Source organism: Anoxybacteroides voinovskiense (assembly GCF_014196205.1).
In the GTDB taxonomy this organism is placed as follows: domain Bacteria; phylum Bacillota; class Bacilli; order Bacillales; family Anoxybacillaceae; genus Anoxybacteroides; species Anoxybacteroides voinovskiense.
In genome coordinates this window covers 23900-38874 of record NZ_JACIDE010000016.1, presented here as the reverse complement: position 1 = coordinate 38874, position 14975 = coordinate 23900, and the positions used below count along the sequence as shown (strand labels likewise).

General features: G+C 39.9%; 15 protein-coding genes and 1 pseudogene. 1 reads left to right on the top strand and 15 read right to left on the bottom strand.

What is annotated here, in order from left to right; translation table 11 throughout:
• Positions 1–16 precede the first annotated feature (16 nt).
• From GGR02_RS11160 to GGR02_RS11100, 12 genes and pseudogenes are all read right to left on the bottom strand, one after another.
• A complete protein-coding gene (locus GGR02_RS11160) occupies positions 17–1255 on the bottom strand; it encodes a TlpA family protein disulfide reductase (protein WP_229706186.1) in 1239 nt (412 codons plus the stop codon).
• Positions 1256–1680: 425 nt separating this feature from the next.
• Positions 1681–1878: an SHOCT domain-containing protein gene (locus tag GGR02_RS11155; protein WP_183184906.1), complete on the bottom strand. Its 198-nt coding sequence runs from the start codon at positions 1876–1878 to the stop codon at positions 1681–1683.
• 18 nt (positions 1879–1896) lie between these two features.
• The gene (locus GGR02_RS11150) at positions 1897–2625 is read right to left on the bottom strand and encodes an urease accessory protein UreH domain-containing protein (protein WP_183184904.1); all 729 of its coding nucleotides are present in this window, start codon (positions 2623–2625) and stop codon (positions 1897–1899) included.
• A 113-nt stretch (positions 2626–2738) separates the two neighbouring features.
• Positions 2739–3713 carry a F510_1955 family glycosylhydrolase gene (locus GGR02_RS11145; protein ID WP_183184902.1) on the bottom strand — a complete coding sequence of 325 codons (975 nt, stop codon included), beginning with the start codon at positions 3711–3713 and terminating at the stop codon, positions 2739–2741.
• Between the two features lie 57 nt (positions 3714–3770).
• On the bottom strand, positions 3771–4325 hold the full coding sequence (locus tag GGR02_RS11140) for a TVP38/TMEM64 family protein (protein ID WP_183184900.1): 555 nt from the start codon (positions 4323–4325) through the stop codon (positions 3771–3773).
• Complete coding sequence (locus GGR02_RS11135; RefSeq protein ID WP_183184898.1) at positions 4326–4997, bottom strand: response regulator transcription factor; 672 nt, start codon at positions 4995–4997, stop codon at positions 4326–4328.
• Positions 4972–6375: a sensor histidine kinase gene (locus GGR02_RS11130; RefSeq protein WP_183184896.1), complete on the bottom strand. Its 1404-nt coding sequence runs from the start codon at positions 6373–6375 to the stop codon at positions 4972–4974. Before GGR02_RS11130 ends, GGR02_RS11135 begins: the two co-directional genes overlap by 26 nt.
• Before the next feature lie 231 nt (positions 6376–6606).
• Positions 6607–6975, bottom strand: coding sequence for a PIN domain-containing protein (locus GGR02_RS11125; RefSeq protein ID WP_229706187.1), 369 nt, complete (start codon positions 6973–6975; stop codon positions 6607–6609).
• Entirely contained in the window at positions 6962–7204 is a 243-nt protein-coding gene (locus GGR02_RS11120; protein ID WP_183184892.1) for a hypothetical protein, read from the bottom strand. Before GGR02_RS11120 ends, GGR02_RS11125 begins: the two co-directional genes overlap by 14 nt.
• Positions 7205–7370: 166 nt before the next feature.
• Positions 7371–8880 (bottom strand): annotated as a pseudogene (locus tag GGR02_RS17590) (Wall-associated protein); the annotation flags it as partial.
• 782 nt (positions 8881–9662) lie between these two features.
• Positions 9663–9920 carry a hypothetical protein gene (locus tag GGR02_RS11105; protein WP_183184890.1) on the bottom strand — a complete coding sequence of 86 codons (258 nt, stop codon included), beginning with the start codon at positions 9918–9920 and terminating at the stop codon, positions 9663–9665.
• A gap of 162 nt (positions 9921–10082) precedes the next feature.
• Positions 10083–10466, bottom strand: coding sequence for a DUF302 domain-containing protein (locus GGR02_RS11100; RefSeq protein ID WP_183184963.1), 384 nt, complete (start codon positions 10464–10466; stop codon positions 10083–10085).
• A 542-nt stretch (positions 10467–11008) separates the two neighbouring features.
• Between GGR02_RS11100 and GGR02_RS11095 the strand changes: the two genes are divergently transcribed.
• On the top strand, positions 11009–12085 hold the full coding sequence (locus GGR02_RS11095; protein WP_183184888.1) for a YncE family protein: 1077 nt from the start codon (positions 11009–11011) through the stop codon (positions 12083–12085).
• Positions 12086–12210: 125 nt separating this feature from the next.
• On the opposite strand, the gene GGR02_RS11090 is transcribed toward GGR02_RS11095, so the two are convergent.
• The 3 genes from GGR02_RS11090 to GGR02_RS11085 form a co-directional block, all read right to left on the bottom strand.
• Positions 12211–12714 carry a QcrA and Rieske domain-containing protein gene (locus GGR02_RS11090; protein WP_183184886.1) on the bottom strand — a complete coding sequence of 168 codons (504 nt, stop codon included), beginning with the start codon at positions 12712–12714 and terminating at the stop codon, positions 12211–12213.
• Positions 12715–13077: 363 nt separating this feature from the next.
• On the bottom strand, positions 13078–13203 hold the full coding sequence (locus GGR02_RS17585) for a hypothetical protein (protein WP_260175084.1): 126 nt from the start codon (positions 13201–13203) through the stop codon (positions 13078–13080).
• 740 nt (positions 13204–13943) lie between these two features.
• On the bottom strand, positions 13944–14888 hold the full coding sequence (locus GGR02_RS11085) for a plastocyanin/azurin family copper-binding protein (protein ID WP_183184884.1): 945 nt from the start codon (positions 14886–14888) through the stop codon (positions 13944–13946).
• Positions 14889–14975: the final 87 nt, after the last annotated feature.

The window sequence follows — 14975 nt, the reverse complement described above, 5'->3', positions numbered from 1 at the left end:
GATCGTTATTTAATTTTTATTGAATATTCGAGATCATGCGATCCATCGTTTCATAAGACATAGGACCTATATACTTATCTCTAATAACCCCGTTTTTATCGATGATATACGAAGTGGGGATCGTTATTGCACCGTATAGATTTCCAATTTCCCCTTGCTCATCAAGAACAACTTTAAATGTCACTCCCTTATTTTTCACAAAATCGTTCACCGCATCAGGACCTCGTTCGCTATTCGTTAAGTTGACTGCCAAAATTTCTACATTGTTATTTTTATTGTTTTCGTAGAACTTTTGCATTTCTGGCATTTCAGCTCTGCAAGGGGGACACCAAGTAGCCCAAAAATTCAATATCACCGTTTTTCCACGCAAATCAAACAATTTTATTTTATCCCCTGTAATTGAAAGTAATTCAAAATCCGGGGCAACTTCTCCTTTATTCGTTCCGATTTTTTCCGAATCCAATGAAGTAGACACGGTCGGCTTTGGTTTGATCTTTCCTGCTTCCTGTTGATTGTTAAAAATAGAAGCTACAGCAATACTTGCCATCATCACACCTAAAGCGAGTTGATTGATTGCATTTCTCCGTCCTTTATTCCCTTCCTCAAGAACCACTTCTCTTTCTCGCCTCTCTAACCAATATGAAATACATATAAAAGCGATAACGAGAGAGCCATACAACCACACTTCTTTTGATATGATTACTGTATTTACAAAATATTTTTTATACAAGGCTAGTTCGAATTGGATGAGATGGAACCATATAAGAAGGTGCAATAAAGTTTTTTGAGTTTTGACTCGTGATGCTACTATAAAAAAACAAATCGCTACTATTGCTTGCAAAATGATGAAATAATTTTCTGAATTTTCCATTACCCGGATCGATGCAAAAGTACTAAAATAGCCAAAATATACTGGAACCATTGCCCGCGTATAAGAAGCCACAGGAATATTTTGCTTTTTTACGTATAACCAAGTATAGATGGTGATAAAAACAATCGCCATACTAATGCCAACATATCCCCCGTTAAAATAAAGGATTGTCATCGGATTTTGTAAAACTGAATTCGGATGTAAAACGACATAACTAAATTTCCAAATGAGTACACCGTTAATAAAACTGTTCAAAATTAAATCCATGATGTTTCGTTCTATTTTTAATATCTTAATACCGTAATAAAACATGACATAACTAATCAGTAAGCCGCTTACGAGCAAAAGATTTTCGCCTTGAACTACAATATTGCCGAATTGCAATACGCATCCCTCCAAAATTTTATGTAGTTGGCTTATTATAAAGAAAAAATATGAATTTATTATGGAGATAAAAAGACACGAGTGTTGATTATCCACTATTTTACTAAAAAACACAGAATCATATGGCTGAACACAAGCTTTTCTGCCTCTTCCCTCGAACAAGAACGCCGGCGGGCAAATGTCATTTGCCCGCAAAGCGTTCATTGTTCGAGGAGGGCATGCGTACAGCATGCCCAGTCGGCAAGCTAGCTTAGCCGACTACGGCAGAAAAGCTAGGAATAGGGTGATGTCAACTTGTTTTTATTGGTTAATCAACACGCATGATAAAAAGAAGTTGTTGACAATGTAATCAACAACTTCCTTCATCTATGAAATGAAAAAAGGGGGGAGCAATAGTAAATCGCATCTCCTGTATAATATAACGACTACAATTTTTTGGATAACTGTTCAAATTCGTCTAAAGAAATCTCTCCTTTGGCTAGCCTCATTTTCAAGATTTCCAGCGGAGAGAGTTCTTCTTTACGATCATTGATAAAACGATATAAGAGATAAAAGCCAACAACGGTTAATACAACCCAAAAGAACATGATCCCAACCATCATGAAAGAACCGCCAAACATCATTGAGTTTCCCTCCTAACTTTAAAACCAATAAGTGATCGTATCTAATATACCAAGTGAAACCAGCACGATTCCGGCTGTTTTTTGAACAATCCCCCCTACCTGCCTTCCTTTTTTCATCAGAGTGCCGCTAAATCCTAAGTACCAAAGGACAAAGATAAAGAAAATAACAGGTACAGAAGTTCCAACGGCAAAGATGCTCGGTAATAGCACCCCATAAGACGTTGAATAGACGAGAGGCATGAGAGTGACAAAAAACAGCACAAACATCGTTGGACAAAAAGCTAATGAAAAGCCAAATCCCATGAAAAACGAACCGATTTTTCCTTTTCGCCATCTCTCAGGCACTTTGAACAAGGTAACGTTCCAATACATTTTAAAAAGCCCTAACAAATATAAGCCTACAAGAATGAGAATGGGACCAATGAGCTTTCTTAACCACGGAAAATACAATGTTAGCGTACTTTGAATCTCTTTCCCCATGAGCCAGACAATCAAGCCTAAACCGGAAAAAGCAACGATTTTACCGAAAATAAATAAAAGCAACTCTTTCCAAGCCATTCCTTTTTGCAAAGACTGATTACTGTATAATGTGATCGCTCCTAAATTACCAGTGAGTTGACACGGAGCCATCGCTCCCACGATGCCAAGAAGAAAGGCTGACAAAATAGGAATCGCTGTCATGCTATTTGCCATATTGAGAAACGGTTGACTTAGAAAGTTACTGATTTGACTCAAGAACGAATACACCCTTCTTCTCACCTTCTTCTTTATCTGATGCTTATATTGTAGCAGTGAATTTTGCAGAAATTGTGGAGCGATATATTTTCAGTAAGCAAAAAGACATGCACCCGCATGTCTTTTTATAGTTTCCCTTTCGATGCTAGTTTTGTCCAGCTTTCACCGTTATTTTTTGTCATGAAAATATCCCCGTTCATCGTCGCAATCACTATTTCGTTGTCATTTGTTGGATTAGAGGTGATATACATAATATGATCTTTTTTATCCAATGCAGGAACGGAAAGAACTTCTTCTTGTTTTGTGTCTAATGATTGTTTGATGAGGATCGGCTTATCGTTCTCTACCGCTGCAAATACAATCGATTTTTCTTGGAACGCAAACGTCGTCGTATTGATTTTTCGAGTGAACCGTTCAAACGTATTCCCATTATCTCTTGAAACAAAAATTCCTTCCGATGTACTAATTCCAACCATCTTTTCATCCGTTGGGTGGGCAGCAATCGTTCCCGCTGCTGTTTGCGGCAGGCCGTTCAATTGACTTGGCGACCACGTTTTGCCGTCGTCTTTACTGTAAAATACCCCTTGTCCGAGCGTTTTATTTTCTTCTTGGTTCACTACATAAATGGTATGGCTTTTATAGCCAACGGTCATATAATGAAAATCAGATTCTTTATAAAATCCTAAATTCATCAATGTTTGTCCATTATCAAAACTTTTCACGAGACCAAGTGGATTTCCTAACGATGAACCTTCTTCCGGATGCCCTGATGAATAAAAGCCGTCGTCTGTAGCCGAAAAGCCCATATAATCATGCTTATTAGAAATCGCTTCATACCATTTGTTATTTTGGTAAACGAATAACCCTTCATGTGTCGCAAAGTAAACCGCATGTTGGTTACCGGCGTAACCGATTCCGTGTAAATGTTCGATCTTTCCTTCCTTTTTTTCTTGAAAGAAAGGATTATTAGTAACAGATACATTCGATTTTGCTTGTTCTTTGCTTGTAATAAAGGCTTGCTCTTTTTCGTTGGATGAGGAACAAGCGCTTAGAAGAAAAATGGCTGATGTCATGATGATCGCTTTCGTCATTTTTGTCATGATTGATTCTCCTTTGTATAAACGTAGATTTTGTATATGCAAGATGTAATGGGGCGTTTACGTCTTGTTCTGAACAACTTTTTTCCAAGTAAATAGAAATAAAAAAACAGCAAAAACAGTCGATATCACTTTCCCTTGCCATGTCCAATTCATCACTTGATACACCGAATATGCCTCTAACAAAAGTGCTGGCAGTTTTCCAATGGAGCTGGCAATGATAAAAATCAGTAAGGAGGTGTGCCCGATCGCTGCCACAAACGTCACAAATCCCGACGGAACAAAAGGAAGAAGACGCAAAGACAGAATAAGCGAAAAGGCTTCTACCCCTTCTGCCGCAAGCAAACGTTTGACTTTCGGATAGGAAAACCATTTCGTTTCCGAAAGTTTGCGAAATCCTTTTCGATATAAAACGAAAGAAACAATCGCCCCAACCGCTTCCCCGACAAACGATACAAAAGTGCCTTTCCAAAAACCGAATACCGCCAAGTTAGCCGCAGTGAGAAAGACGCTCGGGACAACGCCTAAAATACTAATGATGACATTCGTTGCGATACTGATTAAAAAAGCAAATGGTTCATATGTTCGGAATAACGCAATCATCTGTTGTTCCATTTATGCCTCCCATTTATATCCTACTCCCCAAACGGTTTGCAGAAACTGATCAATCGGAAAACCAGCCTGGCGGAGCTTTTCGCGAATATTTTTCACATGCGAATCGATGGTCCGTTCTTCTGTATTGGCGTTATACCCCCATAATGTCACGATGAGTTGCTCTCGGCTAAATACTCGGTTTGGATGTTTGAGAAAAAGTCCTAAAATGGCAAACTCTTTTGGCGTGAGAAAAATATCGTGCCCTGCATATTGGACTTTATGCTGCGCTTCATCCCAAACTAAGCCGTGAAACTCCAGTTTCGTTTGTTTTCCGACCGAACGGCGCAATACCGCTTCGATCCGAGCGAGCAATTCGGATTCGTCAAACGGTTTTGTAATATAATCATCTGCACCGATTTTTAGTCCTTGAACAACATCTGTCGTTGCATCTCTTGCGGTAACCATAATAATTGGGACATTCGAAAACTCTCGTATTTGTTTGCACGTTTCCCATCCGTCCATCTCTGGCATCATGACATCAAGCAACACAAGGTCTGCTTTATTATTTTCTAAATAGCGAATCGCCGCTACTCCTGACTCGCATTTGACACAACGGTATCCATTCGGGGTAAGATACAGCTCTAATAAATCCAACATTCGTTTTTCGTCATCCACTAGTAATATCGTGTACACCTTCATCCCCCCTCGGCAATGTAATGATCATGTTTGTCCCTTTTCCGAATTGGCTCGTTGCGTAAATCGAACCACCGTGCGCTTCGACAATTTCTTTCACAATCGCCAACCCGAGTCCAGTCCCTCCGCCTGTTCTCGATCTTGATTTATCCACCCTATAAAATCGTTCAAAAATATGCGGCAAATCTTTTTCGGGAATGCCGACTCCTTCGTCGGAAATCATGATCATCACGTTCTTTTTCTCCATTCTTACATCAATGGAAACGGTAGAACCTTGATGAGAATATTTTAACGCATTGTCCAAAAGATTCATCATCACTTGCTCAAAACGCTGTTGATCGATATGGACGGCAATGTTTTCCTCGCAGCGGTAGACAAGAGACATATTTTTCGTCTGAAAAGCAGGATACATTTTCTCGTATATTTTTTTCAAAAAAAGGCACAGTGGGGTTGGCTCTTTCTTGATTTGAAACGAATGTTGATCCATTTTCGCGAGCTCAAACAAGTCTTTCACTAATTTTTGCATATGCTCTGCTTCTTCATAAATAATGGACAAATATTTTGCTCGTTCTTCTTCGGCTATATTCGGTCTGCGCGCAATGTCGGCATATCCTTTCACATATGTAAGCGGTGTGCGCAACTCGTGTGAAATGCTCGCTAAAAATTCGTTTCGTTCTTTTTTCAAATATTCCAAATCGGCCGCAAGTGTTTGAATCGCTTTTCCTAACTGTGCCAACTCATCTTCTCCTTTTACTTGCAGGCGGACAGAAAAGTCCCCCTTGCTCAATTTTTCGGTCGCTTGTTTCATCCGAATGAGCGGAATCGTAATGACTCTTGATAAGAAAAAAATCGTCATAATCGTCAAAAAGACAGAAACAATCCCAACAACAAGAAAATGATGTTTTAATTTAGAAATCATATTTTGAATGGAAGCTGTCCGCTGAAACATGTACACATACCCTTTTATCTCTCCGTCCATCCGAATCGGGCTGGCGGTGGCGATATACGGTTGTTTTTTCCAGTTGTTTTGTACGACCATCCCGCTATGAGAAATGTGGCGAACATCGACAGACGGAATGAGTTTTTTTGCAAACGGCAAAATGTGATCAGAAAAATATAAAATATTCCCGTTCGCATCGGTAATGACGACATCCGTTTCTGCTTCCGACTCCATCATCACGACATGTTCTAACGTAGAAAGATGATAGCTTTTTTCCAATACATCCCGATGATTATTCCCTCTTGCCAACAACTGCTCAAATTCTTCATTAATTCTCGCGTTCACAAGCGTCACATACAACGACGCAAATAACACCGTTTCGATTCCTAGCACAAAGACAAAAAATAATAGTCCTAACTTAAACGAAAGTTTTCGCACAAAGATTCCTTCCTTACAGGCGTTTTTCTTTATTATAGCAGAAAAAATGTGGAGAAAATGTGGAGGGACGACATGCGCCTGTGAGGTTGAGACAGGGGACTGCACGATATCTAACCAGATTAAAGATTAGCAAAAAGAAGTAACCAGCTTCATCCGTTAGTTTTAGGGAAGTGGTTACTTCTTTTGGTTTAGTTTATATAGTGATAATCAATGTCCACATTCCAATGATGCCTATTCCTTAAGTAACTTATTTAGCTTCTTATCGAACGTATATACCTGGTACCCCTTCACTTTATTATAGGCATATAAAAGAGTATCAACAAAGTCTAGCCGTCTTTCTTTAAAGAGAATGAGCGCTTCTTCTAATATTTCCATATCATCCACGTCGATATTATCGTACTTAAACAGTTCTAAAAGAGTATCACATATCTCGTCGTTTTTTACTCTGTACACTTTTTCAAGAACATAAACAACTTCAACTACTACCTCATTTGGCAATAACACCTTGTTATTTTCAATAATCGCTGCGGCTTTCGCTGACAAATCATCATGATCATTAAGCAAATATCTTAGAACAATGTTTGCATCAACGATTTTCATATTTATCCACCACGTTTTTAGACCAAGCATCGCTTTCTTGATTTTGCAAAACCTCATTTTTGTACTTTGATAGAGCTCCCCTCAAGCTCTTTTTTTCCCCTTGTTCTATATCTTCTTGATCTGTATAAGGAAGGATAATAATCTCTACTTTCCTATTCTTTAACCCTTCAGGTATGTCTATAAATTTTTCCAAATCATTACTGTGTTTTATTACTCGTACAAAATCCATGCTTTTTCACTCCTTTCAATTAAGGTGGGACTTATTAAACATATTATACCATTTCACTATGTACGATAACATGAAAATTCGCTTTAATTCTGACAATTCCCCCTGCTTCTAAGAACCTTCTCCTCACACAATATCCTCTCCTTGCTCTTTTTCATCCGATCATTTTTATGACGCCATTCACGGTCTTGTGAATGTGGCGGCCGTCTTCATCGTATTGGTACGTCACAAACGGCGTGCTTTCGCCTTTTCGAGGGATAGCGACAAGCTGGTCGGCTTCGTTCCATTCATATTGGTACTCACCGTCTTCGGTCCGGTTGCCGTTCGCATCGTACGTGATCGTTTCATCGCCGAAACGAACCAATTGATTCGCCGCATGATAATCAGCTGTGGTCGTCGTCGACTGCCCATCTTTCGTTTCCACGATTTGCTTCCGATTCCCGAATCCATCGTACGTATACGCGATCGTCGTTCCATCCGGCCATTGCTCTTCCACTAGTTGATCGAGCGCATCGTAACGGTAAACGATCGCTTCTCCTGTCGGGGACTCGATTTTCGTCCGATTGCCGTTTTCGTCATAACGGTACGTTTCCGCCAATAACTCGGTTCCATCTGCCGTCCCCACTGACAGACTTTTCACCAAGCCGCGGTCATCATACGTGAAGGTGGCTCCCGCTCCGTTTCCAGTCGTAAACGTGCGAACGTGTCCTCTCTCGTCATAGTCAAAGCGATACGTATACGCTTCGTCTTGAACGATGGTATTTTGGTCCAAGGCGTTGTATTGGTACGTAATCGTTTGACTAAACGATCCGTGCGAGAATAGGAACTGTTGCAATTTATCCGAGGTGGTCGGATACGTCCATTTTTGTAATCCCCCGCGGTCGGACTGTTCGATGACCCGAATTCGCCGAGTCAAATTTTCTTGTTTTCGTCGTGCCATCCTTTACATATTGCACAGACAGTTCGTTTCCGTTTTTGTCGTAACGGAATTCGTAATACGGAACTCCATTGTAAGAAATCGTGTCGACCCGTTCCGTTTCGTCGTACATCCATTGAATTGTATTTCCTTTCGGTAAGACGGTTTTAATTTTATTGCCGTTCGCATCATATTCATTGGTTGTCACATCGTTAAGCGGACCGACCGTTTTCAGAAGTTTTCCCGTCTTATCATAAGAATAGGTAAATCTTTGTGACGGACCGCTGCTCGTTTGAATGACTTTAGAAGTCATGTTACCGTTCAAGTCATAATCATAGTTGACAGACGTTCCGTTCGCCAATAGGAGTTGTTTTAAACGATTGGATGGGTCATACTTGTACTGTTTTTGATTTCCCTTCTCATCGTATTCGCTCAACAGATTTCCTACGGCATCATAGTTCTTTTTCGTGACATACCCGGCTTCATCTGTTTCTTCCTCCACATAGTTGCCATTGGCGTCATACTTGTTTTTCGTTATGACGTTGCCTTCCATCAAGCGAATGGCGTCAAACCAGACCGTTCCTGTATAGTTTCCGCGGAAGACAGCGGATATGTCGATTTTATCCATTGGCTTGGAAGGTTGAATCGAAACGGCGGCACGGTTCCAATCTTGCGTGCCGATCGAAAAATCAGCCATATACGTTTGAGTCGTTCCGTCTACAAAATACACTTTCGCGGTAATGGAATAATCGCTTGCACTCACGGTACCATTGGCTTTGACATCCTGCGCTTTGGAAAGACCTGTGAGTGTCAGACGAAGCGGCGTATCACTTGAAGCTTGCCCTACGATCACCGTCTGCTTATATTCACTAGCTGATTGTGTGGTGCTGGTTCTCGATATTTTGCGAGAGTAAGCCCCGTCGAACGATTCCGTATGATCGACGCTTCCGCCCGTTCCGCTCCAATTCGTCACGCTTCCTTCGAAGCTGCTGTTTAACACTGGATTATAGCTGGAAGAAACTTGGGCTTCCTCTAATTGAACATTATCAAACCATGCTTCCCCTAATGCGGTTGGTGATTGATGCTCGACCTCTAAATAGATGCGCACTTTCACCACATTCGCAGGCGTCTTAAAGGTCAGTTGTCGATCCGTCCAAGGTCTTGTGCCCGTCAATTGGCTATAGCGATTGTCTACCCAAGCAATTCGGCGATTTTGGCTATCTAAAAATTCAACATTAAAGAACGCACGGGCTTTCGTTAAATGGGTTTTGATTTTTCCACTGAATGTGTATGCCACATTCGGTTTGACCGCAATTTCTTGCGTAGCGGCTACATAACCGGGTTCTGTGCTAAATGAAAGTTTTCGCACGTTTGTCCCTTCCTTATGAGAGCCCATTATGAGTGCTTTTTATTTTACAACATAAATTTGCAGAATCGATGGATTTTATGCAACCGTTAAACACACATGAACTTATAAATAGCATACAACAACAGGCAGACGAAAAAAACACTGTAGTTTTAAGGCTACAGTGTTTCCATAACTCTTCACATCATATACCCTTGTTTCATCTGTTGATTCATTTTGCCATTATTCATCATATGTTCCATCATTTGATCCATATTTTTAGTATTTCGGCACTGCTCATACATTTTTTGTAATTGTTCTTCTGAGAAATTTGGATGCATTTGTTTCATTAACGGCAACATTTTTCCCCAACTATTACTATCACTTGCTGCAAAAACAGCTGTGGCTAACCCAATAGCCGAAACAAATACAAGCAAACCTGAAATAAATTTTTTCATTTTTTCAACACCTCCATCCTTTTCTAGTTTTAGAATAAAGAAAAAGTATGGAGAAAGTGTTCATTAAACGTTACAAATTTTTGTCGCCGATTATCTCTTTACATTAAACTGTCCGCTCGCCACGTCATAGTATCAGCCTATTTGTATATTTTCAGCAACTGTTTATTTGCATTCATCGATACAGGATATCAATCTTTTTTCAATATCCTCCGCTAATTGTTTCAATTGCTCATTATTCATCATACTGATCAGCATCGTTGGTTTTGGCATCCCAATTTTTGTCGTTTCATTTTCTTTATACACCACGATTTTGCATGGCAAAAAATAACCTGCCAATAAATTTTCAGAAAGTACACGCGCTGCCTCTTGAGGATTGCATACTTCCAAAATCACAAACGGTGGTTGAAAATCGAATCCTTTTTCTTGAAGCTTTTCCGTGACGTTAAATTTCCACAAAAATCCAAATCCTTCTCTTTTTAAACTCTCCTCCAATATTTCCATCGTTTCATCCATTTCCCTTTGTACTTCAACCGTATAATGAAACACTTCCATCAACTACCTTTCTCCAACATATTTTTGTATGCTATTCCACTTAGTTGTATGTAAAACTTAATAATAATATCACGAGTGTTGATTATCCATTGTTTTACTAAAAAACACAGAATCATTTGACTGAACACAAGCTTTCCTGCCTCTTCCCTCGAACAAGAACGCCAGCGGGCAAATATCATTTGCCCGCAAAGCGTTCATTGTCTGCCTGTAATTGTGTAATCTGCTCCTGTGATTTCTTGATGGAATGATGATCAGAAGAATGATGACCAACATTCCCTGGAAATTTTGTCTCCTCCCCTATACCAGGACCAAATTGCACACCCGAAACCCGCTCCCACAACACTTTTCCCTTCTTATTCCACAAATAATTTAAAATGCTTTTATTTTATAGGATAAATTTGCAGAATTTATGAATTTCAATAAACTGTAACTATTTTAAGAAATTTTATTTTTGTTGTGAAATTCGTCACAGCGACTAAATATTTTTGCTAATATCATGTCTTCAAACACAATAAAGCAAAAGGAGGAAATACTTGATGCGTAAAACGATCATTGCGTTGTTAACCTTATTGGCGATGGTTATGTTTGTTTTAGGAGGTTGCGGAACGAATTCTCCAAAAAATAACACTGCTTTAGGTGAAAACAAACAGGCCGCAACCACCAAAAAAGAGCAAAGAAAGGAAACGAAAAAATATTACTTTACTGCTAATGAAGGCGGGAGTATTTCAAAAATTGATGTAGAAACGAATCAAGTGGTCGCAGCAATCAAAGTAGACGGTGCGGTTCATAACGTCCAAGTTTCTCCTAACGGAAAAATTCTCGGCGCTACGTTAGTTCCGGAAATGCAACACGGAAATGATCAATCAATGGATATGAAAGGGATGGCGTTGTTTTATAATACAGAAACGGACGAATTAATAAAGAAAGTGGAAGTAGGGAATCACCCTGCTCATATCGTTTTCACCGAAAATGGAAAATATGCTCTCGTTACCAATAATGAGGACAATAACGTTTCAGTCATTGATATGGCGAGCTATTCAGTCATACAAACAATTCCAACTGGAAAAGGTCCGCATGGTTTCCGGATCTCTAAAGATAGTCGTTATGCGTATATTGCCAACATGGGAGAAGATAGCGTCAGCATCCTCAATTTAGAAACGATGAAAGAAGAAAAGAAAATAAAAGTAGGGTCTACTCCTGTAACAACCGGTATTACTTCGGACGGTAAAACATTAGCCGTAACGTTAAATGCAGAGAATGCCCTCGCCATTGTTGACTTAGCAAGCGGGAAAGTGGAAAAAGTGCCGGTCGGAAAAGGACCAGCCCAAGTGTACATGGATCCTGACGATACATTTGCTTATGTAGCCAATCAAGGGACGAAAAATGCACCGTCTCATTCTGTAAGCAAAATAAACATAAAAACGAAACAAGTAGTTGCCACAATAGAAACGGGTAAAGGAGCGCACGGAGTTGTCACAAGTGCGAATCAAAAATATGTTTTCGTCACCAATATGTTTGACAACACGGTGAGTGTCATTGATAAAGAGCAAAGCAAAGTAATCAAAACGATTCAAGTAGGTGAAATTCCGAATGGAATCAGCATCATGCCATAAATAAAAAGCAGCAGGTTGAATTTTTCAGCCTGCTGCTCTTCTTTTCTATTTACGGAATGATGAAAAAAACAAGGGGATTTTCTTCTGATTTTCATTTTTATTGTGGCAGCATCCCTTTAGTCTTTTTATTTTTCTCTTTTTCTCGGGCTCAGTACAGCAATATAAACATTGCCATCTTGAATATAAGTGTCAAATATATCTAACGGTCTTGGCGGCGGTCCTCCTACATTGATGCCGTATTCATCATATTGCCCGCCGTGGCACGGACAAAAAAAGCGGACACCTTTTTTCTGCATATTCACTTCCGCATCTCCTATTGTACAGCCTAGATGGGTGCAAACTGGGGACATAATTAGCAAAGAGTTATCTTCCTTATTTTTATTGATATACACAAACCCATCCCTTTCCTGTTCGGTCCATGCATCTTTTATTTTTACTTTATACGGCACCTTTTTCGGAAACTCCCCCTTTTCTAACTCGCTTAAAGGACCTAGATTGGCCATGGAGCTTGTATCGATACTTTTCTTATCGTTACTACAGGCAGCTAGCCCTACAGGCAATACCGAAACAGCAAATAACCCAGCTGCTCCTTTTAACGATCTGCTAAGAAAATCTCTCCTATTCAACATAGCGCTCCCCTCCTTATCACCTTCAAGTATGGAAAGGATATCAGTTTTCCAATGTCATAGAAAAATCCCCTCTTCCATCGTGTGAAGGACGTAACAAAACGATAAGAGGGGAATGAATTGGCGTTCAGTCAGACAGCTTTTTTGCATGCTTGACCTCCTCCACCACTTACCTGCGGTTGAAGTGGGAGGCTTCTCGGCTAGAATGATAAAATATCCAAACAAAAGAGCCTCCGAATGGCCGGACGTCTATGGTTGGAACGACCCGAAGCTACGCTTAGAAGAAACGAAAAGTCGCTTTCATCATAGTGAAAAGTTCTCACTTCAAGCGTTCGCTAAGTCGCAAGTAGTTCACGGTATCTTGTGTTAATCTTTATTACGTAATGCGAGTTTTACTGCAAAATAGACAACCAATCCAATGACGAGCAAATTAAGGAACCAGCCGAGAATTCCAAAGCCCATCATCCCCCAACCACTCATCATACCACCCATCATGATCATCACCTCTCAAATTATTTAAACATTGCTCATCGTTATTCCTTTAGGTTCCATGTGTTCAACGTTTTACTTAGCGCTGCACCATTTGTACCAAGGCATGGATAATACATTTCTAGCTTGATTTCAGATAAATTAGGTTTTTTCTTCGTAGGAGCATCTGACCGAAATTGAAAGTATCTTCGCCCACACCATTACGATTTGCAAATACTTCAATTTCTATTCCTAATACTAACGTAACAACAAAGACCCCTTTTACAATTTTTTCTACCATCCCCTTTCTTACTGTGATTTTAGAATAAAGAAAAAGTATGGAGAAAGTGTTGATAAAAATCTACAAATTTTTGTCGCGGGAGTTATTGATATCAGCGCCTTTGTTGCTTAATAAGTCAACATATGTCGGACAATTGACGTATCAAAAGACACGCTTCGTCTGAAGCCGATTCATCTCATGATTAAAATCACGAGTGTTCTCGGTTAAATAAGAAAAGCGCAAAGCGCCCGCCTATCGGCGAAGATCACACAAGCCCCACCGAGGAGGCTCAGCCAAAGCAAAAGCTTTGGCTTGCGTGGGATATTTCAAAGAAGCGAACTCAGTGTGTCGCCGCCGGAAGAGGCGGAGCGCATCACACCGATGGCGCTTGGAGCTAGACAACGCTCCACCTAATCGTAAAATTTTATACTTTCCTATCTTATAAAATAAAAGCCGAGAATGTCTCGGCATCCATTCCGCTTCTTTAAGAAACTTCGACGAATCCAACCATACCAGATTCTTTATGCCCAGGAACTGTACAATAAAATCGAAACACGCCGCTTTTTATTGGTATGAACGTCATCTCCGCTGTTTTTCCCGGCAAAGAATGAATATGAACGGTTTGATTTTTTGAATGATTCCCATGACCACTCTGTTGTAAAAGAGGGGCTTTCATATTTTCGAATTCAATATCATGTTCCATTTCACCGCTATTTTTAAAAATTAAGGCGACTGGTTGCCCTATAGTAAGTTTGAAATCCTTGGGGAAGTAAGCAAATTCGGTTGCTTCAATGACTACTTTTCTCAACTTTGCATTCGAATTCAACGGCGAAACAGATAACTTATGATTGGTCATAGAGTAATTCATAGGGGAGTTTCTTATTGACGTATGATTGTTTTGATCAAGCTCGTGATATAAGCGGTTATATGTGTAGAAAAACAGCAAAAAGGCGACTGCTAATAACAGCGGATTATGAAATACTTTGTTCATAAAAGATACACGATTAAAACCGGTTTCTTGTTGAAGCATGTACAAAACAATCAAAATCATCCCAACAAATATGACGAGCATGACACGAATCATTGAATGTTGGTATTCCGGTGAAATCATTTCTCCTAACATCGCTCCCATCATCCCACCCATAATGCCCGACAAAACCCCGTCCATCATCGCCATGATACTAACCGGTAAACCGGCCAAAAAACCGGCTAACAATCCAATTCCTGTTCCTAAAACGGTTGAGAAAAAGAGGTTACCGCTGTACAAAATGCCGACCTGCAAACCACCTGTTAGTCCGACTAGCATTCCTAAAGCCATCGCCACCATCATGCCAGTCATACATGTAATTTTCTTTCTTTTTATAAATACGAAAACAATAACAATCAAAGATAAAGCCGCTACAATGATCCCCGTTAATAAAATCGACAATGAATTGTCCCTCCCCGTAAGTTCTTATTTGTATACATATATGTGGGCAAGCAGTTCGTTAGTCCTTTATTAAATGAATGAATTATT

Bases quoted from the DNA above. Each gene is read 5' to 3' on its own strand.
- GGR02_RS11090 (WP_183184886.1), bottom strand. From the start codon at position 12,714: ATGTTGAATAGGAGAGATTTTCTTAGCAGATCGTTAAAAGGAGCAGCT.
- GGR02_RS11155 (WP_183184906.1), bottom strand. From the start codon at position 1,878: ATGATGTTTGGCGGTTCTTTCATGATGGTTGGGATCATGTTCTTTTGG.
- GGR02_RS11105 (WP_183184890.1), bottom strand. From the start codon at position 9,920: ATGAAAAAATTTATTTCAGGTTTGCTTGTATTTGTTTCGGCTATTGGG.
- GGR02_RS11095 (WP_183184888.1), top strand. From the start codon at position 11,009: ATGCGTAAAACGATCATTGCGTTGTTAACCTTATTGGCGATGGTTATG.
- GGR02_RS11125 (WP_229706187.1), bottom strand. From the start codon at position 6,975: ATGAAAATCGTTGATGCAAACATTGTTCTAAGATATTTGCTTAATGAT.
- GGR02_RS11120 (WP_183184892.1), bottom strand. From the start codon at position 7,204: ATGGATTTTGTACGAGTAATAAAACACAGTAATGATTTGGAAAAATTT.
- GGR02_RS17585 (WP_260175084.1), bottom strand. From the start codon at position 13,203: ATGGGTGGTATGATGAGTGGTTGGGGGATGATGGGCTTTGGAATTCTC.
- GGR02_RS11140 (WP_183184900.1), bottom strand. From the start codon at position 4,325: ATGGAACAACAGATGATTGCGTTATTCCGAACATATGAACCATTTGCT.
- GGR02_RS11145 (WP_183184902.1), bottom strand. From the start codon at position 3,713: ATGACAAAAATGACGAAAGCGATCATCATGACATCAGCCATTTTTCTT.